This is a genomic window from Arthrobacter sp. OV608 (assembly GCA_900110595.1).
Classification (GTDB): domain Bacteria; phylum Actinomycetota; class Actinomycetes; order Actinomycetales; family Micrococcaceae; genus Arthrobacter.
Genome location: FOEZ01000004.1, coordinates 341,434 through 365,524, shown reverse-complemented (window position 1 = coordinate 365,524; position 24,091 = coordinate 341,434). Strand labels below are relative to the sequence as shown.

25 protein-coding genes are annotated in these 24,091 nt (G+C 65.0%); 13 read left to right on the top strand and 12 right to left on the bottom strand.

What is annotated here, in order from left to right:
- A partial coding sequence (locus BMX78_RS08190; RefSeq protein WP_139204900.1) for an integrase core domain-containing protein occupies positions 1 to 244 on the top strand: 244 nt, incomplete at its 5' end.
- A 102-nt stretch (positions 245 to 346) separates the two neighbouring features.
- Here BMX78_RS08190 and galK read toward each other — a convergent pair.
- Both galK and galT read right to left on the bottom strand, forming a co-directional pair.
- Positions 347 to 1,534: a galactokinase gene (galK, locus tag BMX78_RS08185; protein WP_286138851.1), complete on the bottom strand. Its 1,188-nt coding sequence runs from the start codon at positions 1,532 to 1,534 to the stop codon at positions 347 to 349.
- Positions 1,531 to 2,691, bottom strand: a complete 1,161-nt coding sequence (gene galT / locus BMX78_RS08180; protein ID WP_091418485.1) for a galactose-1-phosphate uridylyltransferase — start codon at positions 2,689 to 2,691, stop codon at positions 1,531 to 1,533. Before galT ends, galK begins: the two co-directional genes overlap by 4 nt.
- Positions 2,692 to 2,823: 132 nt before the next feature.
- Between galT and BMX78_RS08175 the strand changes: the two genes are divergently transcribed.
- From BMX78_RS08175 to BMX78_RS08160, 4 genes are read left to right on the top strand one after another with little or no spacing between them, the layout of a single operon-like run.
- Positions 2,824 to 3,783, top strand: a complete 960-nt coding sequence (locus BMX78_RS08175) for an aldose 1-epimerase family protein (protein ID WP_091418542.1) — start codon at positions 2,824 to 2,826, stop codon at positions 3,781 to 3,783.
- A gap of 40 nt (positions 3,784 to 3,823) precedes the next feature.
- Positions 3,824 to 5,164, top strand: coding sequence for an AI-2E family transporter (locus BMX78_RS08170; protein ID WP_091418484.1), 1,341 nt, complete (start codon positions 3,824 to 3,826; stop codon positions 5,162 to 5,164).
- A gap of 3 nt (positions 5,165 to 5,167) precedes the next feature.
- Entirely contained in the window at positions 5,168 to 6,406 is a 1,239-nt protein-coding gene (gene ilvA / locus BMX78_RS08165; RefSeq protein ID WP_091418482.1) for a threonine ammonia-lyase, read from the top strand.
- Between the two features lie 9 nt (positions 6,407 to 6,415).
- Entirely contained in the window at positions 6,416 to 7,051 is a 636-nt protein-coding gene (locus BMX78_RS08160; RefSeq protein WP_091418480.1) for a rhomboid family intramembrane serine protease, read from the top strand.
- Positions 7,052 to 7,127: 76 nt separating this feature from the next.
- Here the strand turns inward: BMX78_RS08160 and greA are convergent, their stop codons facing one another.
- On the bottom strand, positions 7,128 to 7,622 hold the full coding sequence (greA, locus tag BMX78_RS08155) for a transcription elongation factor GreA (protein WP_091418479.1): 495 nt from the start codon (positions 7,620 to 7,622) through the stop codon (positions 7,128 to 7,130).
- Positions 7,623 to 7,763: 141 nt separating this feature from the next.
- A complete protein-coding gene (locus BMX78_RS08150) occupies positions 7,764 to 8,231 on the bottom strand; it encodes a DUF4307 domain-containing protein (protein WP_091418476.1) in 468 nt (155 codons plus the stop codon).
- 126 nt (positions 8,232 to 8,357) lie between these two features.
- On the opposite strand from BMX78_RS08150, the gene mca reads away from it, so the two are divergent.
- A complete protein-coding gene (gene mca / locus BMX78_RS08145) occupies positions 8,358 to 9,263 on the top strand; it encodes a mycothiol conjugate amidase Mca (RefSeq protein WP_091418475.1) in 906 nt (301 codons plus the stop codon).
- Positions 9,264 to 9,362: 99 nt separating this feature from the next.
- Positions 9,363 to 9,749, top strand: coding sequence for a hypothetical protein (locus tag BMX78_RS08140; RefSeq protein ID WP_091418473.1), 387 nt, complete (start codon positions 9,363 to 9,365; stop codon positions 9,747 to 9,749).
- Between the two features lie 26 nt (positions 9,750 to 9,775).
- Here the strand turns inward: BMX78_RS08140 and trhA are convergent, their stop codons facing one another.
- Entirely contained in the window at positions 9,776 to 10,417 is a 642-nt protein-coding gene (gene trhA, locus BMX78_RS08135; protein ID WP_091418540.1) for a PAQR family membrane homeostasis protein TrhA, read from the bottom strand.
- 259 nt (positions 10,418 to 10,676) lie between these two features.
- Here trhA and BMX78_RS08130 point away from each other — a divergent pair, with 259 nt between their 5' ends.
- Positions 10,677 to 11,438, top strand: coding sequence for an isoprenyl transferase (locus BMX78_RS08130; protein ID WP_091418471.1), 762 nt, complete (start codon positions 10,677 to 10,679; stop codon positions 11,436 to 11,438).
- Between the two features lie 239 nt (positions 11,439 to 11,677).
- A complete protein-coding gene (gene phoH2, locus BMX78_RS08125) occupies positions 11,678 to 13,096 on the top strand; it encodes an RNA 5'-3' helicase PhoH2 (RefSeq protein WP_091418470.1) in 1,419 nt (472 codons plus the stop codon).
- A gap of 445 nt (positions 13,097 to 13,541) precedes the next feature.
- Here the strand turns inward: phoH2 and BMX78_RS08115 are convergent, their stop codons facing one another.
- Positions 13,542 to 14,189, bottom strand: coding sequence for a GNAT family N-acetyltransferase (locus tag BMX78_RS08115; RefSeq protein ID WP_091418468.1), 648 nt, complete (start codon positions 14,187 to 14,189; stop codon positions 13,542 to 13,544).
- Positions 14,190 to 14,231: 42 nt separating this feature from the next.
- Positions 14,232 to 15,023, bottom strand: a complete 792-nt coding sequence (locus BMX78_RS08110) for a hypothetical protein (RefSeq protein WP_170850733.1) — start codon at positions 15,021 to 15,023, stop codon at positions 14,232 to 14,234.
- A gap of 58 nt (positions 15,024 to 15,081) precedes the next feature.
- On the opposite strand from BMX78_RS08110, the gene BMX78_RS08105 reads away from it, so the two are divergent.
- Both BMX78_RS08105 and BMX78_RS08100 read left to right on the top strand, forming a co-directional pair.
- Positions 15,082 to 15,636: a prepilin peptidase gene (locus BMX78_RS08105; protein ID WP_091418467.1), complete on the top strand. Its 555-nt coding sequence runs from the start codon at positions 15,082 to 15,084 to the stop codon at positions 15,634 to 15,636.
- 45 nt (positions 15,637 to 15,681) lie between these two features.
- The gene (locus BMX78_RS08100) at positions 15,682 to 16,152 is read left to right on the top strand and encodes an NUDIX hydrolase (protein ID WP_091418465.1); all 471 of its coding nucleotides are present in this window, start codon (positions 15,682 to 15,684) and stop codon (positions 16,150 to 16,152) included.
- A 139-nt stretch (positions 16,153 to 16,291) separates the two neighbouring features.
- On the opposite strand, the gene BMX78_RS08095 is transcribed toward BMX78_RS08100, so the two are convergent.
- The 5 genes from BMX78_RS08095 to BMX78_RS08075 form a co-directional block, all read right to left on the bottom strand.
- The gene (locus tag BMX78_RS08095; protein ID WP_091418463.1) at positions 16,292 to 17,986 is read right to left on the bottom strand and encodes an MDR family MFS transporter; all 1,695 of its coding nucleotides are present in this window, start codon (positions 17,984 to 17,986) and stop codon (positions 16,292 to 16,294) included.
- Positions 17,983 to 18,654, bottom strand: a complete 672-nt coding sequence (locus BMX78_RS08090) for a TetR/AcrR family transcriptional regulator (protein WP_091418462.1) — start codon at positions 18,652 to 18,654, stop codon at positions 17,983 to 17,985. Before BMX78_RS08090 ends, BMX78_RS08095 begins: the two co-directional genes overlap by 4 nt.
- A 146-nt stretch (positions 18,655 to 18,800) precedes the next feature.
- A complete protein-coding gene (locus BMX78_RS08085; RefSeq protein ID WP_091418460.1) occupies positions 18,801 to 20,228 on the bottom strand; it encodes a class II fumarate hydratase in 1,428 nt (475 codons plus the stop codon).
- Positions 20,229 to 20,304: 76 nt separating this feature from the next.
- A complete protein-coding gene (locus tag BMX78_RS08080; protein ID WP_091418458.1) occupies positions 20,305 to 20,919 on the bottom strand; it encodes a carbonic anhydrase in 615 nt (204 codons plus the stop codon).
- 10 nt (positions 20,920 to 20,929) lie between these two features.
- Positions 20,930 to 21,610, bottom strand: a complete 681-nt coding sequence (locus tag BMX78_RS08075; protein ID WP_091418456.1) for a DUF4245 domain-containing protein — start codon at positions 21,608 to 21,610, stop codon at positions 20,930 to 20,932.
- A gap of 236 nt (positions 21,611 to 21,846) precedes the next feature.
- Here BMX78_RS08075 and glpX point away from each other — a divergent pair, with 236 nt between their 5' ends.
- Both glpX and BMX78_RS08065 read left to right on the top strand, forming a co-directional pair.
- Positions 21,847 to 22,869 (top strand): class II fructose-bisphosphatase, encoded by a 1,023-nt coding sequence (gene glpX, locus BMX78_RS08070; RefSeq protein WP_170850736.1) that lies wholly within the window; start codon positions 21,847 to 21,849, stop codon positions 22,867 to 22,869.
- Between the two features lie 87 nt (positions 22,870 to 22,956).
- Complete coding sequence (locus tag BMX78_RS08065) at positions 22,957 to 24,012, top strand: lipid II:glycine glycyltransferase FemX (RefSeq protein WP_091418452.1); 1,056 nt, start codon at positions 22,957 to 22,959, stop codon at positions 24,010 to 24,012.
- Positions 24,013 to 24,091: the final 79 nt, after the last annotated feature.

The window sequence follows — 24,091 nt, the reverse complement described above, 5'->3', positions numbered from 1 at the left end:
TGTCCTTAACGAAGCCGGGATCAGGCACAAACGCACCAGGCCCTACCGACCCCAAACCAACGGCAAAGTCGAGCGCTTCAACCGCATCCTCCAAGAAGAGTGGGCCTACGCCAAGGCCTATGCCTCAGAAACTGAACGCCAAGCCTGCTACCCCAACTTCATCGAGTACTACAATCACCACAGGCCCCACACCGCACTCAAAGGCGCCTCACCGGTCAGCCGTGTCACCAACCAACCGGGTTAGTACAACTAACCGTACAGCGGGAGGCCGCCGTCGTACTTTTGAAGCAGGCCAATAACAACTGAGGGCCCCACCACCAGGTGGGGCCCTCAGCCGTTGGAGAACTCAGGCAATGCGCATGGCGCCGGCAGCCGGCGTCACAGTGAAGATGTCCGGTGCGGTGAAACCGGCGCCTGCAAACGCCTTGACGACGGCGTCCCGCACCTTGTGCTCGGAGCTGACCGGGGTAAGGGCGATGGCCGCACCGCCGAAACCGCCGCCGGTCATGCGGGCGCCGATGGCGCCATTGGCGCGTGAGGCCTCCACTGCCAGGTCCAGTTCCGGGCAGGAGATTTCGAAATCGTCGCGCATCGATACATGGCTGGCATCCAGCAGGGCACCGATTGCTGCCGGACCCTGGGCCCCCAAAAGCTCCACTGTCTGAAGGACGCGGTCGTTCTCCGTGACCACGTGCCGTACGCGGCGGAACGTCACTTCATCCAGGAGTCCGGAGGCCTCTTCCAGGTCGCCCACCTGGACGTCCCGCAGGGCCTTGACTCCGAGGACCTCCGCGCCCAGCTCACAGGAGGCGCGCCGGGAGGCATAACCGCCGTCGGCATGGGAGTGCGACACCTTGGTGTCGATCACCAGCATCACCAGGTCCGCCGGGTCCGTTTCGAAGGGAACCAGGTTGACGTCCTGGTTCCGGCAGTCCAGGAACACGGCGTGTCCTTTTGACCCGCGCAACGATGCTGACTGGTCCATAATCCCGGTGGGCGCCCCCACAAAGTCGTTCTCGGCCTGCTGCGTGGCCAGGACCATCTCCTCTGCCTTCAGGCCCGCGCCGGTCAGGTCGTTCAATGCCGAGATGACCGCACACTCGATGGCATGGGAGGAGGAGAGTCCTGCGCCGAGCGGAACATTGGAGTCGAGCAGCAGGTCAATGCCGGGAACGCCGATGCCCCGCTGGCGCAGGGCCCACATCACTCCCAAGGGATACTTGGTCCAGCCCTTGGCCGAACCGGGGCGCAGGGAATCCAGGGGCATACTCACAATTCCCTGGTCCCCGTAGGTGGACAGCAGCCGGACTGTGGAATCGGTGCGGGTCCCTACGGCCACCCGGGCAGTCCGGTCAATGGCGAAGGGCAGCACGAATCCCTCGTTGTAGTCGGTGTGCTCGCCGATCAGGTTCACCCGTCCGGGCGCCTGCCAGACGCCGGCGGGAACGCTGCCGAATTCACGGGTGAAGCGCGCCGTAAGATCTTCGGTGCCTGCCGGTCCGGAGGTGGTCAAAGAATCACGAATGGCGCTCACGCAGTTGCTCCTTCAGGCAAGGCTGCCTGAAGGGCAGCGGGGGATGGGGTGGAGGCCGGAACGGTGACGTTGCGCAGCCGCTCCGCCACACTTTCCGGAGTGGTGTCGTTGATGAACGCGCCCATGGCGGCCTCCGATCCGGCAAGGAACTTGAGTTTGTCCGCAGCCCGGCGCGGCGAGGTCAGCTGGAGGTGCAGGTAGCTTGCGGGGCGCAGCAGGTCGTCAATCGGCGCTTGGTGCCATGCTGAGATGTACGGCGTGGGGGTGGGGTAGATGGCATCCAGGCGTTTGAGCAGGTCAAGGTAGACGTGCGCCAGTTCATCCTTCTCCTCCCCGCTCAACGCCGCCAGGTCGGGAACCTGGCGGTGTGGAACCAGGTGGATCTCCAGGGGCCAGCGGGCAGCGAACGGGACATAGGCGCTGAAGTTCTCACCCTCCATGACCATTCGGCTTCCGTCCTCGCGCTCGGAGCGCAGCAGCGAGCCAGTGAGCGTCTCCCGGCCCTGGGCCGCATCGTAGAATTTGCGGGCCGCCGCACCCAGGACGCCTGCCCGCGGGGTCACATACGGGTAGGCGTAGATCTGCCCATGCGGGTGGTGCAGGGTCACGCCGATGTCCGCGCCGCGGTTTTCAAACGGAAACACCTGCTTGATTCCCGGAAGCGCGCTCAGGGCTTCTGTCCGCTGTGCCCATGCCTCGATGACGGTGCGGGAACGGGCTTCACTCAATCCGCTGAAGGACCCGGTGTGGGCAGGGGTGAAGGCCACCACCTCACAGCGTCCATAGGCCGGCCCCTTTGTTCCCCAGGCGGGGTCAGCAGGGACGGTCCCGAGGGCAGGGCCCAGGGACGGGAAGCGGTTCTCGAACACCACAACGTCGTAGTCGTCTGCCGGAATCTCTGAAGGGTTGCTGGCAGTAGTGGGGCAGATGGGGCATTGGTCTGCCGGGGGAAGATGCGTGCGGCTCTGGCGGTGGGCGGCAACGGCTACCCACTCGTCCGTCAGGGCGTCAAAACGGACTTCGCCCGGCTCGCCCCGCGGCGGCAGGCCGCGGTGGTCCGTCGTGTTTTCCGCCGCCCTTGCCTTGGGGGCGTGGGCGTCGTCGAAGTAGATCAATTCCCGGCCGTCGGAGAGCCTGGTGCTGGTGATTCCCGTCATGAACCCTGTCCTTTGGTGGTGCAGCAACTTAACAATATTGTGCCACAGTCCGCTCAGAAGAGAAGAGAATCAAACAAAAAGTAACACGGAAGGTTGATGCGACGGCAGGGGTTGGGCTGTACGGTAATGCTCATGACTTCCGACTCATCCGTTGAAACCGGCGTTGCTTCAGGCTACCGGGCATACGCCACCGGACGGCAGTATGAGCTCCGCCGGGGAGATGCCTTTGCTGTGGTCACTGAGCTGGCGGCCGGACTCCGCCTCTACAGCCGGGGAGGAATCCAGCTGACCGAGACCTACGGCGATGACCAGATTCCGCCGGGCGGATGCGGCATTACCTTGGCTCCCTGGGCCAACAGGGTCCAAGACGGACAGTGGTTCCTGGACGGCAAAAAGCAGCAGCTGGACATCACGGAAGTGGCACGCAACAACGCCAGCCACGGCCTCCTCCGGAACGCCTCCTACGCGCTGGTGGACGAGTCGGAACATTCGGTCACACTGGAAGCCACCATCTTTCCCCAGCACGGCTACCCCTTCCTGGTACGGCACCGCGTGCAGTACCTGCTTGCGGAGGACCTGGGGCTGGTGGTCCGCCAGACGCTGGCCAACGACGCCAAGGCTCCGGCGCCCTTTGTCCTCGGTGCCCACCCGTACCTGCGGCTTGGTGACGTACCGGTTGAAGACCTGGCGCTGACCGTTTCCGCGGGCACCCAACTGCTCGCTGATGAGCGGCTCATCCCGCGCAGCAGTGCGCCAGTCGAGGGGGACACTGACTTCCGGGCGGGACGGCACATTGCTCCATTGAGCGTGGACGTTGCTTTGACAGGCCTGCAGTTCGACGGCGGCCGGGCCCGCCACACCCTTGCGGGACCTGGCGGGCAGCAGGTCAGCCTCTGGCAGGACGAATCCTGCCAGTACGTCCATGTCTACGTCAGTACCATCTACCCCGGCCGGAACCGTGCTGTGGCGGTCGAACCCATGACGGGGCCGGCGAATGCCTTCAACTCCGGGGACGGGCTCCGTTGGCTGTCGCCGGGGGAATCGTTCACCATCTCGTGGGGAATTGACTACAGTCCCGGCGCAGCGGGGTAGCAGTTTCCCATTAGGCCACGGCTGCGGAAGTATAAGGGCTATGACGCCAGCCGAGGATCCCGTTACGTCCGACCCTCAACCAGTGCGGCAACCAGCCGCCACACCTGCCCAGGCAGGTCCGCCACTGCGGGTCCTCACAGACCGTGAACTGGACAAGGACATTCCGTACGGCGTGCGCATCGCCGCGTCCTGGGCCTGGCGGTTGGGCCTCATCCTCCTGGTGTCCGGCGCGCTGATCTGGCTGCTGCGGCAAGTCAGCTTCCTGATCATCCCGGTGATGGTGGCCGCGCTCCTCGCCGGCCTCCTCAGCCCGGTGACCACCTGGCTGCGGCGCCGGGGACTGCCTGGCGGCCTCGCAGTGGCCGTGACCGTCCTCGGTTTTATTGGACTCATCGCCGGAGCGCTGGCACTGGTGGGCAGGCAGTTGCTCATCGGATTCGGCGAGCTCTGGTCCCAGGCGCTGGAAGGCGTGAAGCAGGTCCAGGACTGGCTTTCGGCCGGACCCCTCCACCTCACCGCCGCCCAGATTGATCAGTATGTCAAGGAGGCCACGGACGCGCTGCAGAACAACAGCAGCAGCATCCTCAGCGGCGCCTTGTCCTTTGGCAGTACTGCCGGCCACTTCGCCGCGGGAATGCTCCTGGCGCTGTTTATCCTGATTTTCTTCCTCCTTGAAGGCGACCGCATCTGGGCGTTCCTGGTACGGCTGCTGCCCAGGAAGGCCCGGGCCGCGACGTTCGGAGCTGGCCGGAAGGGCTGGTCATCCATGGTCAGCTACGCCCGCATCCAGATGTTCGTGGCCGCCGTGGACGCAATTGGCATAGGTGTGGGCGCCGCCATCATCGGTGTGCCGCTGGCTCTTCCCCTGGGCGTGCTGGTGTTCCTGGGTTCCTTTATCCCGGTAGTGGGTGCCCTGATCACCGGCATCATTGCCGTCCTCCTGGCACTCGTGGCCAACGGCCCGGTCAACGCGCTGATCATGCTGGCCATCGTGCTGGCGGTCCAGCAACTGGAAGGACACATCCTGCAGCCGCTGGTCATGGGCAAGGCCGTATCCCTGCACCCGGTGGCTGTGATTCTCTCCGTTGCGGCGGGCTCGTACCTGGCAGGGATCCCCGGAGCGCTGTTCTCGGTGCCCATCCTCGCCGTCGCAAATTCGGCCATTCGCTACATCGCCGCCAGAACGTGGGAACATGAACAGGTGCTGGCAGCGCCGGGCAGCCCCCTGCTTGCCGGCGCCGGACCGGACAACACCGTTAAGAATGTTGACCCGCCGGACGCCCACAAGGACGGCAACCGCGACGCAGCCGGCACAATCGCAGAACATCCTGACGCCCGTACCAATGACGCGGCGCCGGGGCCGAAATCCAGAGGAGATTAGTCCGTGAACATCCTTGAAACCCTTCCCGTCACGCTGGACGATGTCCTGGAGGCGCAGAAGTTGCTCGACGGGATTATTGCGCGGACTCCGGTGGAATCATCACGCGCCCTGGGAAAGCTTGTGGGCGGAGACGTCTACTTCAAGTGCGAAAACCTGCAGCGCGCGGGATCGTTCAAGGTCCGCGGCGCCTACGTCCGGATGGCCCGCCTGTCGCCCGAAGAAAAGAAGCGCGGCGTGGTGGCCGCTTCCGCAGGCAACCACGCCCAGGGCGTCGCCGTGGCGGCCAAGAGCCTGGGAATCAAAGCCCGCATCTACATGCCGCTCGGAGTGGCCCTGCCCAAGCTGGCCGCCACCCGCAGCCACGGCGCCGAGGTCATCCTGCACGGCCACAACGTGGATGAGGCGCTCGCCGAAGCCCAGCGCTACAGCAACGAGACCGGGACGGTCTTTGTCCACCCCTTCGATAACGTGGACGTCGTCGCCGGCCAGGGAACGCTGGGACTGGAAATACTGGAGCAGGTGCCCAACGTGGACACCGTCCTGATGGGCGTTGGCGGCGGAGGGCTCCTGGCCGGTGTCGCCGTCGCCATCAAGGCCCGTGCCAAGGAACTGGGCCGGGACATCCGCATCATCGGCGTACAGGCGGAGAACGCGGCGGCCTACCCGCCCTCACTCGCGGCAGATGCACTGGTGCCTTTGAAGAAGGTGTCCACCATGGCCGACGGCATCGCCGTCGGGCGGCCCGGCCAGCTTCCCTTCAGCATCATCCGCGAGCTGGTGGACGATGTGGTGACCGTCAGCGAAGACTCCCTGGCCCGCGCCCTGATCTTCCTGCTGGAGCGGGCCAAGATGGTGGTTGAGCCGGCCGGCGCCGTGGGGGTTGCCGCCCTGATGGACGGCAAGATCGAAAATCCCGGAACCACAGCAGTGGTCCTCTCGGGCGGCAATATCGATCCCATGCTGATGCTCAAGGTCATCCAGCGCGGCCTCTCCGCCGCAGGGCGCTACATGACCGTGCGCATGATGCTCGACGACCGCCCCGGTTCGCTCGCCACCATCGCCAGGATCATTGCCGAGAACGACGCCAACGTCACCGGCCTGGACCACACCCGCGTGGGCGGCTCCATCAGCATGGGCGACGTCTCCATTACCGTCAACCTGGAAACCAAGGGCCATGAGCACGGCGAGCAGGTGCTCAGCGCGCTCCGGGCCGAGGGGTTCCAGCCCATCGTGGTGCACTAGGGGGAGCCGATGGCCGGACTGACCGGGTACAAGGGTTCCGACGGCAACGGTTTCGGGGACCGGCGGACCATTGCCGCCAGGGCCAAGGGCGGCCTGCTGGTGCTGGGGAGTTTTGTGGCGCTCCTCTTTATCATCGAACTGTTCAACGCACTGATGCTGCGCTCGCTCAACCGGACGTTCGGCCTGCGCCCCAGGAGCGCCGACGGGCTGCTGGACATCTTCACCTTCCCGCTCCTGCACGCCAACCTGAACCATTTGCTGTCCAACAGTTTTCCGCTGATCATTTTCGGCTTCCTGGTCTTTTTGTCCGGACTGCGGGTCTTTCTGACGGCCCTGGCCTTCAGCTGGCTCGGATCGGGACTGACGGTGTGGCTCATCGGAAACGGCGGCGTCACAGTGGGTTCCTCAGGCCTGGTTTTCGGACTGTTCGCGTTCTTGCTGGTGCGCGGATTCTTCAACCGCAGCTGGCGCCAGATCCTCCTGGCGGTGGTGCTGTTTATGGGCTACGGCGGCATCCTGCTGGGCGTACTGCCTTTATTTTCCAGCTACGTCTCCTGGCAGGCCCATCTTGGCGGTGCCGCCGGGGGAGTGGTGGCGGCGCTGCTCCTGCGCCCGCGGAAGGCCGATGCGGTCAACGACTTCTGACCGCAGCCCCCGCCGCTGACAAAGCAAAACGCCGGCCACCCCTCAGGGCGGCCGGCGTTTTTGTTTGCTCTTACCGCTATGCGGTATACGGCTTGGCGGAAAGGATCTCTACCTTGATGTCCTTGCCGTTGGGCGCTGTGTAGCTGAGCGTCTCGCCTTCCTTGTGGCCAAGGATGGCAGCGCCCAGCGGTGACTTCTCGCTGAAGACGTCGAGATCGGAATCGCCTGCGATCTCACGGGAGCCCAGCAGGAAGGTTTCTTTGTCGCCGGCGATCCTGGCCACCACGATCATGCCGGGCTCCACAATTCCGTCATCTGCCGGAGACTCGCCCACGTGGGCGTCCCGAAGCAGGGAAGTCAGCTGGCGGATGCGGGCCTCAATCTTGCCCTGCTCCTCCTTGGCAGCGTGGTAGCCCCCGTTCTCCTTGAGGTCACCCTCCTGCCGGGCGGCTTCAATCTTCTGGACAATCTCTGCCCGGCCAGCGCCGGAAAGGTGGTCCAGCTCTGCCTTCAGGCGGTCAAAAGCTTCCTGGGTAAGCCAGGCTGCAGCTGCGCTGTTGGTGGTAGACACGGACTTCTCCTCTAATGGTCCTACATGCAAAAGACCCCGCCACGGTGGCCACTTGTGGAACAGTAACCAGCTCAGCGGGGTAAAGGTATTGCTCCATTGTAGTCAATCCCGTGGATTTACCCAACGCGGGAGCGGCGCGGATCACATTTTCTGGCCGGAGCTGCCAGGAATCCAGCAGCTGTCCACCACGCCGGATACGGACAGGGACTCCGTGCGGACGGTAACGCGCTGCGAAACTGTCCGCCCGCCGTCGGCCGTCTCCTCGGCCTGCGACGGCGGAACGTCCACGACTTTCCAGCCAACCACCGCGAATTTCGAGTCCAGCGCCTTAACCGCGCACTTGACGGCCGTGCCAGGTTCCCTGGTGACCTGGAAATCCACCTCGGCCACCGTGGCATCCGTAGTGGCGTAGCCGATATCTTTGAAGCTCACCGTGGTGAGGGAATTCGAGGTGGAGACCCAGGCCATGAACCCAATGCCCGCGGCAAGCGCAACACCGCCGATGGCCCGCCTGGCGGCAGGGGAGAGCCTGCGCTTTTGAGCACCATAACGATTGGCTAGGCTAGTGTTCGCGGGCTCGGGTGGGGCCTGCTGGTCCGGGGAAGTCACCAGACCAGTTTAGTGCCCATCCGCAGCCGACTTTCCGGCCGCAGCCCGGCCGGGGGCAACCGCCTGTTCAGCGATACATCCAGCAGCCACAAGCCGCGATATGAAGAATAAAGGAGCAGTCCTTCGATGACAGCGTCCAGCAACTCACAGGCGCCGCTCCGGCTGCTCGCCGTCCATGCCCATCCGGATGACGAGTCCAGCAAGGGTGCCGCCACGATGGCGAAGTACGCCGCAGCGGGGGTGGACGTTATGGTGGCCACCTGCACCGATGGGTCACGCGGGGACATCCAGAACCCGGCAGTTGAAGGCGAACCACATCCAAAGCGGGACATGGCGGGGGCCCGACGCCTGGAAATGCAGCGGGCAGCCAAAATTCTGGGTATCAGGCAGCGCTGGCTGGGTTTCGTGGATTCGGGTTTGCCTGAGGGCGATCCGCTGCCGCCTTTGCCGGCCGGGTCCTTTGCCACGCTGCCGCTCCACCAAGCAGCCGCCCCATTGGTGCGCCTGGTCCGGTCCTTCAAGCCCCATGTCATCCTGAGCTACGACGAAAACGGCGGCTATCCCCACCCGGACCACATCATGGCCCATCGCGTAGCAGTCGAGGCCTTCGGCGCCGCGGGCGATCCGGCGCGCTACCCAGAGGCGGGCGAACCCTGGGAGCCCAGCAAGCTGTACTACGACCGGGCCTTCAGTCCCGAGCGCTTCCGTGCACTGCATTTCGCCCTGGAGGAGGCGGGCCTTCAGTCGCCGTATGCGGAGCGGCTCGCCGCATGGCTGGAGTCCGACGCCGAGGGTCATACGCCGCCGCCGGCCCCCCACCCCACTACCACCCAGGTGGACTGCGGCGACTTCTTTGAAGTGCGCGACGACGCTTTGCGTGCACACAGGACGCAGGTGGACCCGCTGGGGTTCTTCTTCGCCGTTTCGCCGGAGATGCAGCGCCGGGCATGGCCTTGGGAGGACTACTCGCTGATCAGTTCCCGGGTGCCCTCGGAGCTGCCGGAGAAGGACCTGTTCGCCGGGCTAAGATAGAACCGGCAGGCAATTTCTATGCTGCGTAGAAGAAGCGCCCGGACCTCGGGTGGCTGGATCTGCTCCCTGCTGACACCCGTTCCATAGAAGGTATTCACCGTGCAAAGTCTGCTCCTCAGCCTGGCCACCACGCCCGCGCCCCAGCCCACGCCCTCGTTGCGGGAGGGAATTACGCAGGACCAGGTGACACCGGGACTCCTGGGCTTCATTATGACCGCATTTTTTGTGGTGGCCACGGCATTGCTCATCGTGGACATGGTCCGGCGCATCCGGCGGGTCCGCTACCGCGCCCAGGTGGAGGAGGAGCGCATCGCGGCTGCTTCGGCTGCTGACATCGAAGCGGCTGAGGCTGCCGAAAGGGGATCCGCTGCGGGGCCGTTGGCAAGTCCGGCGGACGGTTTTGCTGCCGGTTCAGCCTCCGGGGAGTCCCTCCAAGGGCCGGCCGACGGCGGCACGGACGCCGGTCCCGGGACCCGGCGCCACTAACTGGCTAGCTGAGCACGGCTAATCGGCTAGCTGAGCACGGCCAGGGCTATTGCCGTGAAGTGCGCGGCGAAGGCAACCACGGTCAAGGCATGGAACAGTTCGTGGAAGCCGAAGTGGTGGTAGCTGAAGTTCGGCTTCTTCAGCGCGTAGAAGACCGCCCCCGTGATGTAGAGAACCCCGCCCACGCAGATGAGGACGGCTGCAGGAACGCTGGCCTGGAAGAACTGCGGAAGATAAAACAGCGATCCGCAGCCCAGGGCGATGTAGATCGGAACGTAGAGCCAACGGGGAGCGTCGGTCCATAGCAGCCGGAACAGCACGCCCAGGATGGCGCCGGACCAGATGACCCAGAGCAGCAGGACGGCCTGGGGCCGTTCCAGGAGGGTCCAGGCCAGCGGCGTGTAGGTCCCCGCGATCACCAGCATGATGTTGGTATGGTCCAGCCGCTTAAGGACCATTTTTACCTTCGGGGACCAGTTGCCGCGGTGGTAGATGGCGCTGATGCCGAACAGCATCACTCCGGTCGCCGCAAAGACGGCGGACGAGATCTTGCGGTCCACTGTGGGGGCCAGCGCCACCAGGACGATGCCAGCCGCCAGGGCCAGCGGCGCGGTCATGGTATGGATCCAGCCCCGCCACTTGGGCTTGATCATCAGGAGTTCAGCCAGGCGGACTGCGGCCCCGTCCACAGCGTTCATGTCAGGGCCGGTTCCGGGGCTTGCAGTGCCGTCCGGCTGCGGCTTCCGGGACGCATCCGGGGTGTTGCTGTTCATCGGTCCAGAATAACTTACGCAGCAGTAAGTTACCGGTGAGTAATAAACTGTCCCGCCTGGTTCCGGCCGGGCCGGGACCGCACCTGCGGCTGCGGACGGTAGCCTAGGATGTGCACAGCCGAACGTACAGCAAGGAAGTCAGGTGAGAGAGCGCGTGGAGTTGCCCGGGTTCCTCTACGGCTTTTACGAGCGCAGGCTGCTCAAGGACCTTGCCCGAGACCGGATTCCGCGGCACATCGGCGTGATGGTGGACGGCAACCGGCGCTGGGCCAGGCAGTTCAACGCCCCCACCAGCCAGGGCCACCAGGCCGGCGCGGACAAGATCCACGAGTTCCTTGGCTGGTGCCAGGAACTCGGGATCAAGGTGGTCACGCTGTACATGCTGTCCACAGACAACATGAACAGGTCCAGCGAAGAACTTGACCTGCTGATGGGCATTATCGCCAACACGCTGGACCGGCTGGACGAGGACGCCAACATTTCCGTGCACGCCATGGGTGCGCCCGAATTGCTGCCGGACTACCTGGCCGAGCGGCTGAACAAGCTGACTGCACGTACCCCGGTCCGGGAAAAAATCCATGTGAACGTCGCCGTGGGGTACGGCGGCCGCCGGGAGATTGTTGATGCGGTCCGTGAGCTGCTGCATGATGCCGTGTCCAAGGGCAGGGACATCGGCAAGCTGGCGGACGACCTCTGCGTGGACGACATCTCCCAGTTCCTCTACACGCGGGGCCAGCCCGATCCGGACCTGGTGATCCGCACGTCAGGGGAGCAGCGCCTGTCCGGGTTCCTGATGTGGCAGAGCGCCTACAGCGAGTTCTACTTCTGCGAGGCGCTCTGGCCCGCCTTCCGCAAAGTGGATTTCCTGCGTGCCCTCCGTGATTACGCCGGACGGCAGCGGCGCTTCGGAGCCTGACCTTCCCGGTTCACCGCGAGTTCACGCGGCCGCAACAAGAATCGCCGCGTAATGGTTGCGGAAATTACTTCCGATGGATTTACGTTATATCCATCAGCAGGCAAAACCGCCGGCTGATCGGGGAGGCCAGTACATGGAGCGAGACATCGCACCGGTTGTATGGGAGGCCGGACCCGGCCTCATGGCCGAGCCGGCTCACCACTAACACATCCGGGCTTGCGCCCGGGGCTGGAGTCGATGTGGCTACTTCTGAACAACTGCCCGCGGTCCTTTCCGACCAGGGAGAGAAAGCTACCTCTCGCGCCACGCGAGCCACCATAGAAACCGGTGCAGCGGAAGAAACCGCGGCCGGTTTTGCTGTCTCTGGAAGGGAAGCCAGCATCCACACCTTTGTGATCGACACCTCCGTCCTGCTCTCCGACCCCCGTGCGCTGCTGCGCTTTGCAGAGCATGAGGTCATCGTGCCGGTCGTGGTTATCACCGAGCTGGAGGCAAAGCGGCACGACCCGGAACTTGGCTACTTTGCCCGCAAGGCACTCCGGCTCCTCGACGACCTGCGGGTCAAACACGGCGGCCTCAACCAGCCCGTTCCCATCGGCGACGACGGCGGAAGCCTTGTGGTGGAGCTGAACCACATCTCCTCGGAAGTGCTGCCGCTGGGCTTCCGCAGCGGAGACAATGACAGCCGCATCCTCGCCGTCGCAAAGAATTTGGCGAACGAAGGCCGGAACGTCACCGTTGTGTCCAAGGACCTGCCCATGCGCGTCAAGGCCTCTGCCATGGGCCTCACCGCAGACGAGTACCGCAACGAACTGGTGAAGGACTCCGGCTGGACCGGCGTGGCCGAGGTCGAAGCCGGCGAACAGGAGATCAACACGCTCTACGGGCACGAGCCCGTCTTCATCCCGGCCGCTGCTGAACTGCCGGTCAACACCGGGCTGGTGCTGCTGTCCAACCGAGGCTCGGCGCTGGGCCGGGTGGGACCGGACAAGCAGGTGCGGCTGGTCAAGGGAGACCGTGACGTGTTCGGCCTCCACGGCCGCTCCGCGGAACAGCGCTTGGCCATCGACATGCTGATGGATCCCGCCGTCGGGATCGTCTCCATCGGTGGCCGGGCGGGAACCGGCAAGTCGGCACTGGCCCTGTGCGCCGGCCTGGAAGCGGTGCTGGAGCGTCGGGAACACCGCAAAGTGATCGTGTTCCGGCCGCTCTACGCAGTGGGCGGGCAGGAACTCGGCTACCTCCCCGGCTCGGAGTCCGAGAAAATGAACCCCTGGGCGCAGGCTGTCTTCGACACCCTCGGCGCGCTGGTGAGCCAGGAAGTGGTGGAGGAAGTCATGGACCGCGGCATGCTCGAGGTCATGCCCCTCACCCACATCCGCGGCCGCTCCCTCCACGACGCCTTCGTGATCGTTGACGAGGCCCAGTCGCTCGAAAAGAACGTCCTGCTCACGGTCATGAGCCGCATGGGACAAAACTCCAAGATCGTCCTCACCCACGACGTCGCCCAGCGCGACAACCTCCGCGTCGGACGCCACGACGGAATCGCCGCCGTCGTCGAAACCCTGAAAGGACACCCGCTCTTCGGCCACATCACCCTGACCCGCTCCGAGCGTTCACCAATCGCAGCCTTGGTCACCGAGTTGCTTGAGGGCTGAGAGCTCAGTTATTCAGAGAGGCCGTGGTCCGGTTCGTCGGGCCACGGCCCTTCTGTTCGGGGTAGTGGCTGGGTTCGCCGGGCCACGGCCCTTCTCCGTCGCTTAGACACGTCGCATAGGGGCCCCTCCGGTCGCTGGGCGACCTGCGCCACGCTCTGGTCGGCGATGCGCTCCTACACGAAGGACCGTAACCCGACGTGTGCGCGTCTTCAGTCACCAGAAGCGCACCTACGAACACGTCCGTCGGGAAGGAGCCTGAGCGGCTTGTTCGTTGCGCCCTGCCAGGGTGAGGCGAGGCACCAGCCGCGTCGCAGTCCTTCTCGTAGGAGCGCATCGCGACGCATCGGGCCCCGGAGGTCGCCCAGCGACCGAAGGTGCCCCTATGCGTTGTGTCTAAGCGACGGAGAAGGGCTGTGGCGTGGCGGACTGGACCGCGGAGACTTGCTCAGGTGACCTTGAGGAACTTGGCTACAGGTTCGTGGCCCTCGACCTGGAGGGTCCAGTCGGGGCGTTTGAAGGCTTCGGGGGTGAGACGGACGTGTTGGACGGTTTCGACTTTGGGACCCCAGGCTTTCCGGGTGATGCCGTTCAGGTCGTAGCCCAGGGACCGGGAGACGCCGATTGAGGCTTCGTTCCAGAGGGCCGCTTCGGATTCGGCGACTTCCGCACCCAGCCAGTCGAACGCATAAAGGACGACGGCGGCACGCATCTCCTTGCCGAGGCCCCGGCCCTGCATGGACTGCTTCAGCCACGAGCCGGTGCTGACTGTCTTGAGGGCGGCGAAGTCCTTGGCGCCCACGTCCTGGCAGCCGATGAACTCGCCGTCGTGCCAGATGCCCAGCAGCAGGGTCCAGGATTCCGGGGTGCACTCGGCCCGGCAACGCCAGTGCCATTGCGCCATGCGTGGACCAAGCTCATGTATCGGAGCTTCTGCCCACGCGGTGCTGAAGGGGTTTCTGCCAGGCTCGTGGATCCCGCTGTGCGCGGCTTCCACGGCCGCCGGGATGTCCTGGTCCAGGATGGGGCGGAGTTCAAGGCGGGGAGTGGTTAGCCGAAGGCCAAAAAGTGGCCAGACGTCGCTGATCGTTGTCATTCGCGAAGCCTAGCCGATGGCCTCATCGAAGGCTTGTCATCCTCAGGCGGGGATTTCCCAGCTGATGTGCTGCCGGACATCGGTGAGGCTCATCGATTGCGCTACGAAGAGGTCGTCCAGCATGTACTCGTCCACGGCGATGATCCGGAGCCAATGGCCGTACTCTTCCGTGCCGGGCTCCAGGGACTGGCTTGCCACGCAGACGCCGGTGGCAAGGTCCAGCCGGATCCGTGACTTTCCCGGCAGGCACAGCGGCGCCGAGGGATGGATGGGGTGGTAGGCGGCGGTGGGTGCCACCACCGCTTCCAGCACTGGCCGGCCTTCGTGCTCCCGGTGGCTGACCCCGTGCACTTCCACCCTGTTGCTGCCGGGGAATTCGATGGGCACCGGCGCGTTGCCGGCCAGTTCCACCGGGTCCAGTGCAGCGGAAAACCGGCCGTTGCCGAAGCCGGGCTCACCGTAGGCGGCTTCCGGGCGGCGCCGCACCAGGCCCTGGTCGTCATAGACGGGCGTGACCAGATGCGGCGGCAGGAGCCAGGACTTACGGGTGGCACTGACGTACAGGCCGTCCTTGGAATCATTGATCCCCGTGGTGCTGTGCAGGACAAGTCCGTCTGCGGTTTCGAGCCGGAGTGCGCCGGGGCGGCGCAGCCAGGCCCGGACCAGGGGCGCTGCAGGGCTGGGCGCCTCGGCGAATGGCTCATCCCAGTATTCGAAGCGCAGGGACTGCCACTTCCAGGGGGAGGACCTGCAAAGATTCCGGAACATGGCCGGATCCGCGGCGGCTGAACTGCTGTCCGGATTCGTCCGGTGACGGGAGTCCCAGGTCGCCATATCCACAGTTTACGCGCGGGCGCTGCAGGGGACAGCGGAAATCCAGTAGCATCCGAGGGTGATCCAACGACTGGGCGAACTCTGGCAGCACACCCCGCTGGCCTTTTGGCTGGTGCTGGCTGCCTGCGCCTACTTCGCAGTGATGGCTGTGAGGCTCACCGTCATAGACGTCCGGCATCACCTCCTGCCCAACCGGATCGTCTTCCCGTCCTATGCCGTGGCCGGCGTCCTGTTGCTCACCGCCGCAGTTTTCTCCGATGTGGTCAGCGGTGCGGACCAAAGCCGCGGTGGTCCGCCCGCCGCTCTTCTGGCCGTCCCCGCCCTCCGGATTGTGGCCGGGGCTGCCATCTTGTGGCTGTTCTATTTCGTCCTCCGGTTTGCCTACCCGCCGGGAATGGGCTTTGGCGATGTGAAACTGGCGGGTGTCCTGGGTATGTATCTTGGCTTTCTCGGCTGGGGCCACCTGTTCGCCGGTACTTTCCTGGCATTCCTGCTGGGCGGCCTGTGGTCCATTGCCCTGCTGGCTGCCCGCCGGGGGACCCTGAAGTCCTCCATTCCGTTCGGGCCGTTTATGCTGGCCGGCGCCGCGGCCGCCATGCTGCTGCCCGCCTGACAGGCCGGGCCAATATGCGTGCGGCCAGTTCGGTAGGCTGGCCTAATGCCTGCGCCTGACTACGTCCTGAAACTCCGCAAGAAGATCGGCAACGACCCCCTGTGGGTCCCTGGTGTGCGGGGCGTGGTGGTCGACGACTCGGGCCGGGTCCTGCTCGCCCGGCGGGCGGACAACAGGCAGTGGGCCCTGATCAGCGGCATGCTCGATCCGGGCGAGCAGCCGGCACGCGGCCTGGTGCGGGAGATCTTTGAGGAAACGGCGGTAGTGGCCGAACCGGAGCGTGTTGTGTCCGTGGGGGCGGTGGGTCCCATCACCTATCCAAACGGAGACGTGTGCGAGTTCCTCGACGTGGTTTTCCTGTGCCGCTACATCTCGGGAACCGCCCGCGTCAATGACGACGAGTCGATCGACGTCGGCTGGTTCGGCCTGGATGAACTCCCCGACCTGATGGCCGGGCACCTCACCAGCATTCACCGTGCCCTGGCTCCGGCGGAAGCAGCCCACTTCGAACCCTGAGCAGGCTGGCCGCGCTGCGGAATAGCACGCGGCGCGGCCAACGTCCCGAAACACAACAGGGTCGCCGCAACCCCCAAGATTGCGGCGACCCTGTCAGTCCGGCACTCCTGCACCACGGCTTGCAGGAGGACGACGGCGGTCAGCGGCGCTGGGAAACCAGCTCGCCGTCGTCGTCCTTGACGCTGTCCTGGTCCCCTGCGGCGTCCGCCGCAGTTCCGGTCCCGCGATTGGCCAACTCAGCGGCGAGGCGCTCAGCTTCCTCCCCACCCACGGCTTCTCCGCGAGCCACCATTCCGGCGGTGTCCGAGAGCGGAATCTGCTTGAGCGTGAGGGCGAGGAGCAGCGCCACGGCGATGAACGGGATCAGGTACCAGAAGACCGGTGCCAGCGACTCGGCGTAGGCATTGACGATGGCATCACGCAGCTGCTCCGGAAGCTGGTTCAGGGCCTGCGGATCCAGTGTGCTGGTGGACTGCGCAGCCTGCTCACTGGAGGCGCCGGCGCCGGTAAAGGCGCCCGTGAGGGCCTCGGACAACCGGTTGGTGAAGATGGAGCCGAAGATGGCCACGCCCATGGCCGCACCCACTTCACGGAAGTAGTTGTTGGTGCTGGTGGCGGTGCCGATCTGGTCGGCCGGGACGGAGTTCTGGACCACCAGCACCACCACCTGCATGATCAGGCCGAGGCCCGCGCCGAAGATGAACAGCTGGACGCAGATGACCCAGATGGGAGTGCTGGCGGCCAGTGTGGTCATCCACAACATGGCGGCCATGGTGAAGGCCGCGCCCAGGATGGGGAACATCTTGTACTTGCCGGTTTTGGAGATCCGGATGCCGGAGTAGATGGAGGTGCCCATCAGGCCCGCCATCATGGGCAGCATCAGCAGGCCGGACTCGGCGGCGGAGGTGCCGGAGGACATCTGCAGGAACGTGGGAACGAAGGCGATCGCGGAGAACATGCCCAGCCCAAGGGTGAAGCCGATGGCCGTGGCGTTGACGAAGATCCGGTTGCGGAACAGGCTCAGCGGAATGATGGGGTCCTCGGCCCGGCGCTCAACCATGACAAAGGCGGCGCCGGACAGCACCATGCCGGCGCCAAAGGCCCAGGTGAGGGGAGAATCCCAGCCTTCGTCCTTCTTGCCGCCGAAATCCGTGAAGAAGATCAAGCAGGTGGTGGCGGCCGACAGCAGCACCACGCCGAGGATGTCAATCCGCTTTTCGGCCTTTTTGTTGGGCAGCGTCAGGGTGAACCAGGCGATGGCGAATGCGGCGATCCCGATGGGGATGTTGATATAGAAGGCCCATTCCCAGGTCAAGTGGTCCACAAAGAATCCGCCCAGCAGGGGGCCAGCCACCGCGGAAAGGCCGAAGATCGCACCGAGGGGGCCCATGTACTTGCCGCGGTCCTTGGCCGGGACAATGTCGGCGATGATGGCCTGCGAGAGGATCATCAACCCGCCTCCGCCCAGGCCCTGGATGGCCCGGAAGATCACGAAGCCCCAGAAATCGGTGGCAAGGGCGCAGCCCACCGACGCCAGGGTGAACAGGGCGATGGCGATAAGGAACAGGTTGCGCCTGCCCAGGACGTCGCCGAACTTGCCGTAGATGGGCATCACGATGGTGGTGGCGAGCAGGTAGGCGGTGGTGATCCAGGCCTGGTGTTCCACCCCGCCCAGCTTGCCCACGATGGTGGGCATGGCCGTGGAGACGATGGTCTGGTCCAGGCTGGAGAGCAGCATGCCGGCGATCAGCGCCGAAAAGATGATCCAGATGCGTTTCTGGGTCAGCAGCAGGGGACCGGCTGCTGTTGCCCTCGTAGCGGCGGCGTTACTCATGGTTGTCCTTCTGCGGCGGTGGTGTCCGGCTGGTCGAATGGCTGGGAGAAGAGCAGGCTTGCGGCGGAGATGTTCTCCATCAGCAGCTCTTTGTAAGGGCGGGTGTTGCCGTCGGCGAAATAGGCGATGCTGCTTTTCCGGGCGATGGTGCTGAGCAGGGCAACGGCCATCTGCACCACGGGGTGGTCAGGGGCAACGCCTTCACGCAGGGCCACGTCGCGGGCGAATTGTGCCTCCCGACGCTCGGTGACCCCGATGAGGCGGAGGATCAGCTGGGGCTCTTTTTTGACGACGGCGATCAGCTGGCGGGTCTCCTCTTCCGTGGCTTCCATGTCCTCGGACAACCGCAGGGAAAGCCGGACAAGGTCCCGGAAGAGGGTGGGCGACAGTTCGCCGGAGGGTGAGGAGCCGCCGCCGTCGATGAACTCTTTGAGGATGTCGGCGGGCAGGTCCTCGTCGCCGTGGCCGATGACGGCGTCTTCCTTCGCGGGGAAGTAGTTGAAGAACGTCCGGCGCGAAATGCCTGCGCGCTCGCAGACTTCCTCCACGGTGTAGCCGTTCAGGCCGCGCTCGGCGGTGAGGGCACGGGCGGCGGAGGTGATGCCGGCACGGGTGGCAGCCCGTTTCCGCTCGCGAAGCCCGCCCTCAATTTCTGCACTATCGTCCACAGAGTAAAGTTTTGCACTAATTCGGAAATGGTGCAACTTCTGATGGCCTCGTGCAGGAGGGTGAGGGGAGAAAGCAGTACGACGACGGCCGGTACCTTTCGTGCGAAAGGTACCGGCCGCCGTCGTACTTGGGGTTGGTGCGGAGGCTAGGCCTTGTGGGCCGGGGCCGTCATGGTGGTGACGTCCAGGGCCTTGTCGAGGTCGGCCTCGGAAACCTTGCCTTCGCCGTCACCCACGAAGCCGAGCTTCTCGGTGGCCTGGCGGACGGTGAGGCCCTCGGCAACAGCCGTCTTGGCGATCTTGGCTGCGTTCTCGTAGCCGATGTACTTGTTCAGCGGCGTAACGATGGACGGGGAAGCCTCGGCGAGGAAGCGGGCACGCTCCACGTTGGCCGTGATGCCGTCAATCATCTTGTCCGCCATCACGCGGCTGGTGTTGGCCAGCAGGCGGATGGACTCGAGCAGGTTGGACGCCATCACCGGGATGCCGACGTTCAGCTCGAAGGCGCCGTTGGTGCCGGACCAGGCGATGGCGGTGTCGTTGCCGATGACCTGGGCGGCCACCATGATGGACGCCTCGCAGATGACCGGGTTGACCTTGCCGGGCATGATCGAGGAACCGGGCTGCAGGTCCGGGATGGCGATCTCGCCCAGGCCGGTGTTGGGGCCTGAGCCCATCCAGCGGAGGTCGTTGTTGATCTTCATGAAGGAGATGGCGATGTTGCGCAGCTGGCTGGACGCTTCGATGAGGCCGTCGCGGTTGGCCTGGGCCTCGAAGTGGTCGCGGGCCTCGGTGAGCGGGAGCCCGGTGTCCGTGGCCAGCAGTTCGATCACGCGCTCCGGGAAGCCGGCCGGAGTGTTGATGCCGGTACCCACGGCCGTGCCGCCGAGCGGAACTTCGGCAACGCGGGGGAGAGAGGCGTTGATGCGCTCGATGCCGTAGCGGACCTGTGCTGCGTAGCCGCCGAACTCCTGGCCGAGCATCACCGGGGTGGCATCCATGAGGTGGGTGCGGCCGGACTTAACAACGTCCTTGAACTCCACGGCCTTGCGCTCCAGCGACTCGGCCAGGTAGCCGAGGGCCGGAATGAGGTCGTTGATCAGGGCCGAGGTCGCGGCAACGTGCACCGACGTGGGGAACACGTCGTTCGAGGACTGCGAGGCGTTGACGTGGTCGTTCGGGTGGACAACCTTGTCGCTGCCGGCGGCCTTCAGGGCACGCGAGGCGAGCTCGGCGATGACCTCGTTCGTGTTCATGTTCGAGGACGTGCCGGAACCGGTCTGGAAGACGTCGATGGGGAAGTCGCCGTCGTACTTTCCGGCAGCCACCTCATCCGCCGCGTCTGCGATGGCCTTGGCAAGCTCGCCGTCGAGCACACCCAGTTCAGCGTTGGCCTGGGCGGCAGCCTTCTTGACCCGGGCCAGTGCCTCAATGTGGGCACGTTCCAGGGTCTTGCCGGAAATAGGGAAGTTCTCCACTGCCCGCTGCGTCTGCGCGCGGTACAGTGCGTTCACGGGGACGCGGACTTCGCCCATCGTGTCATGTTCAATGCGGAACTCTTCAGTGGAAGTCATGGGGCTAGCTTAGGGCGATCCGGCACCCCATCGAAAACCGTGAAGAGCATGCTACGGGCGGGTTTTTACCCCCGCCCTAGAGCTCACCGATCCCGGAAACAACGTTGGCGCGCCCCTCGGCCAGGCTGTACGAGAGGCCGATGACCGCAGTGCGTCCACTTTCGATTGCGTCCGAAATCACACGTGAGCTGTCCACCAGCCGCTCGGACGTCTGCTTGACGTGCTCCACCACCATGTCGTTGACCTCGTGCTTGTCCTGGCGCATCGAGGTAAGCACCGACGGCGTGATGCGCTCCACCAGGTCGCGGATGAAGCCGGGAGGCATCTCGCCGGTATCCACTGCCGCCTTGGTGGCGCTGACGGCACCGCAGCTGTCGTGGCCCAGGATGGCGATCAGCGGCACCCCGAGCACGCCCACGCTGTACTCCAGCGAGCCGAGGACGGCGTCGTCAATCACCTGGCCCGCCGTGCGCACCACAAAAACGTCACCGAGTCCGACGTCGAAAATGATTTCCGCAGCGAGCCGGGAGTCCGAGCAGCCGAAAATCACGGCGAATGGGTGCTGGTTCTCCACGAGCGAGGACCGGCGCGAGGAGTCCTGGTTCGGGTGGGAGGATTCGCCGGCGACGAAGCGTTCATTTCCTTCGCGCATCCGGCGCCAGGCAAGGGCAGGAGTCAGATAGGTAGTCACCCTGCTTACCTTAGGGGGCAGTGGTGGCCGAAGGTGAAACTGTGACGGCAGGATTGCTGTCCATGGACTTCACGACGGCGTCCGCCAGGGTGGCGAATTCGTCCAGTTGGGCGGCGCCGGAGAGGATGACGGTAGTCCCGCGGTAGTCAAGCACCATCGACTTTTCGCCTTTGCCGGTATCCCGGAGTTCCCATTCCTGCCCGCCGGCATTGCGGGATCCGGTGACCGGTGCATTTTCTGTCTGCTGCAGGAGCCAGGTGGGGTTGGCAGCGCGGGTCTGGATGAGTCCGATGAAGGACTGTTTGGGCGTGATGTAGCCCACCTCCCACGAGGGAACGCCGCTTCCCGTGCCGGCTTCCCAGCGGGCGTAGTTGGGCCGGAAGGTGTTGCCCGTGTCCGGGGCCGCCGGTGTGAATCCTGCCACATCCGTTGCGTTGCGGGCTGCGGCGCTGACGTCGATGTCCGGGCGGTAGCCGTCATTCTTGGGGGAGGGGTTCATCAGGACGATGGGCAGGAAGGCCGCGATGCTGACCGCCAGGGCAATGATCATCCCGATCACCGAGGCGTTGGCCCGCTTCGCTGCTGCAGCCGGAATCACAGGCTTAACCGGGGGCTGCCCTCCCTGCACGCCGGGTCCGTTGTTGCTTCCGGATCCGGCCGGTTCGGGGGTGGGACTGGTCTTTTCCTGCATTTCGCTCACCCCTCCATAGTCCCCTATGCCGGTGCACAACTCACACTCGCCCCAGGCGCTGCCGGCCCCTGTCTGCGGCAGCGTGCGCGGGTACATTGCGGCGCCGCGTCATGCCGCAGCCCGAGGGCGGTGCCGCGACTATGATCGATATCAGAGGAATCACCGCGTTCGCTGTTCCGGCGGAGCGGGTTCAATGATCGCCACTCGAAGAAGAGGTTCACGTGTCACCAGCGTCCATGACCCAGAAGTACTCCACGATCTCCCCGTCCCTGGCTGTGGGCAATGACGAGCCGGACCGCAACCTCGCCCTTGAGCTTGTCCGCGTTACCGAGGCCGCGGCAATCGCCGGCGGCCACTGGGTTGGCTTTGGCGACAAGAACACGGCCGACGGCGCCGCCGTTGACGCCATGCGCTCCTTCCTTCAGACGGTCCACTTCAACGGCGTTGTGGTCATCGGCGAAGGCGAAAAAGACGAAGCCCCCATGCTGTTCAACGGCGAACGCGTCGGCGACGGCACAGGCCCCGAATGTGATGTGGCCGTAGACCCCATCGACGGCACCCGCCTGACCGCCCTGGGCATCAACAACGCCCTCGCCGTCCTGGCCGTGGCCGAACGCGGCTCCATGTTCGACCCCTCCGCTGTGTTCTACATGGAAAAGCTCGTCACCGGCCCCGAGGCCGCTGACATGGTGGACCTCCGCCTGCCCGTCAAGCAGAACCTGCACCTGATCGCCAAGGCCAAGGGCGTCAAGGTCAACCAGCTCAACGTCATGATCCTTGACCGCGACCGCCACCGCCCGCTGGTGGAGGAAATCCGCGAGGCAGGCGCCCGCACCAAATTCATCATGGACGGCGACGTTGCCGGCGCCATCGCAGCCGCCCGCTCCGGTACCGGCGTGGACGCCCTGATGGGTATCGGTGGAACTCCCGAAGGCATCGTTGCGGCCTGTGCCATCAAGTCCCTCGGTGGTGTCATCCAGGGCCGCCTGTGGCCTACCAGCGACGAGGAAAAGCAGAAGGCCATCGACGCCGGACACGACCTTGAGCGCGTCCTGTCCACCAACGACCTCGTCTCCAGCGACAACTGCTACTTTGCCGCCACCGGCATCACCGACGGCGACCTGCTCAAGGGCGTCCGGTACTCCAAGGACAAGGTCCTCACCCAGTCCATCGTGATGCGGTCCAAGTCCGGCACCATCCGTTTTGTGGAGGGTGAGCACCAGGCCAGCAAGTGGGAAGGGTACGCCCGCAAGAGCTGATCCCCTTCCTGCCCGACACAGATCCCCGGAGCGCCGCAGCGTGCTCCGGGGATCTGCCGTTTCAGGCCTTGGTATAGGGTTGAAGCCATGATTCCTGCTGTTGTGCCCTGTACTGACCGCGCCCTCTGGGACGAATATGTTGACCGGTTCCAGGGACATCCGCAGCAGCTGTGGGGCTGGGGCGAGACCAAGGCAATGCACGGCTGGTCCGTGGACCGGGTGCTGGTCAATCACGGCGACAAGACCGTGGGCTGCGCCCAGTTGCTGGTCCGGAGGCTGCCGTTCCCCTTCCGCGCCCTGGCGTACGTCCCCCGCGGCCCGATGTGTTCGGTGGAGGACGCCCCGGCCGTACTGGCCAGCCTGGCTGACCATGCAGCCGCGGGCCACCAGGCAGTGGCGTTGAGCATCGAACCCGACTGGGATCAGGACTCCGCCTTCGCCGGCGCGGTAGCCTCCGCCGGCTTCCGGCCCACCACCAACACCGTGCTGATCCCGCGGACGCTGATCCTGGATCTCTCAAGGACAGACGACGAACTGATGGCGGAGATGTCCAAGTCCACCCGGGCCAACATCCGCAAGGCCATGCGCAGCGACGTCGAGTTCCGCAAGGTCAAGAACGAGGCCGAGCTTGAACAGGTCCTCGCGATCTACCACGAGACGGCCGAGCGCGCCGGCTTCGGCATCCATGAGGATCAGTACTACCGCGACATCTTCAAGAACATGGGGGATGGGTCCCCGGTCATCGCCGCGTTCGAAGGCGAGCAGATGCTGGCCTTTGTCTGGCTGGCCAGGAGCGGGTCCACGGCTTTCGAGCTGTACGGCGGGGTCTCTGCCGAGGGCCAGAAGCAGCGCGTGAACTACGGCGTGAAATGGGCCGCCCTGCAGGCCATGCGTGAAGACGGGTGCTCCCGCTACGACTTCAACGGCCTCCTCAACGACGGTATCTCCGACTTCAAGAAGCAGTTCGCCAAGCACGAAAACATGCTCCTGGGTACGTGGGAAAAGCCGCTCTCACCGCTCTACCCGGCCTACGCCCAGGCCATGCCGCTGGCCCGCCGAGGCGTGCAGCAGGGGAGACGGCTCCTGAAGACCGCGGCCGGCCGCATCCGGCCACTGATCCAGCGCCTGCGCCCGGGCAACTGACGAAGCAGGCCAGAAAAAGGGCGACGGCGGCACCCGCGTGGGGTGCCGCCGTCGCCCTTTGCTCTTTGCTGGCCTGGCA

Coding starts and splice junctions, on each gene's coding strand:
- galT (WP_091418485.1), bottom strand. CDS start 2,691: ATGACGGGAATCACCAGCACCAGGCTCTCCGACGGCCGGGAATTGATC.
- BMX78_RS08175 (WP_091418542.1), top strand. CDS start 2,824: ATGACTTCCGACTCATCCGTTGAAACCGGCGTTGCTTCAGGCTACCGG.
- BMX78_RS08170 (WP_091418484.1), top strand. CDS start 3,824: ATGACGCCAGCCGAGGATCCCGTTACGTCCGACCCTCAACCAGTGCGG.
- BMX78_RS08160 (WP_091418480.1), top strand. CDS start 6,416: ATGGCCGGACTGACCGGGTACAAGGGTTCCGACGGCAACGGTTTCGGG.
- mca (WP_091418475.1), top strand. CDS start 8,358: ATGACAGCGTCCAGCAACTCACAGGCGCCGCTCCGGCTGCTCGCCGTC.
- BMX78_RS08115 (WP_091418468.1), bottom strand. CDS start 14,189: ATGACAACGATCAGCGACGTCTGGCCACTTTTTGGCCTTCGGCTAACC.
- BMX78_RS08110 (WP_170850733.1), bottom strand. CDS start 15,023: ATGGCGACCTGGGACTCCCGTCACCGGACGAATCCGGACAGCAGTTCA.
- BMX78_RS08100 (WP_091418465.1), top strand. CDS start 15,682: ATGCCTGCGCCTGACTACGTCCTGAAACTCCGCAAGAAGATCGGCAAC.
- BMX78_RS08095 (WP_091418463.1), bottom strand. CDS start 17,986: ATGAGTAACGCCGCCGCTACGAGGGCAACAGCAGCCGGTCCCCTGCTG.
- BMX78_RS08085 (WP_091418460.1), bottom strand. CDS start 20,228: ATGACTTCCACTGAAGAGTTCCGCATTGAACATGACACGATGGGCGAA.
- BMX78_RS08075 (WP_091418456.1), bottom strand. CDS start 21,610: ATGCAGGAAAAGACCAGTCCCACCCCCGAACCGGCCGGATCCGGAAGC.
- glpX (WP_170850736.1), top strand. CDS start 21,847: ATGACCCAGAAGTACTCCACGATCTCCCCGTCCCTGGCTGTGGGCAAT.
- BMX78_RS08065 (WP_091418452.1), top strand. CDS start 22,957: ATGATTCCTGCTGTTGTGCCCTGTACTGACCGCGCCCTCTGGGACGAA.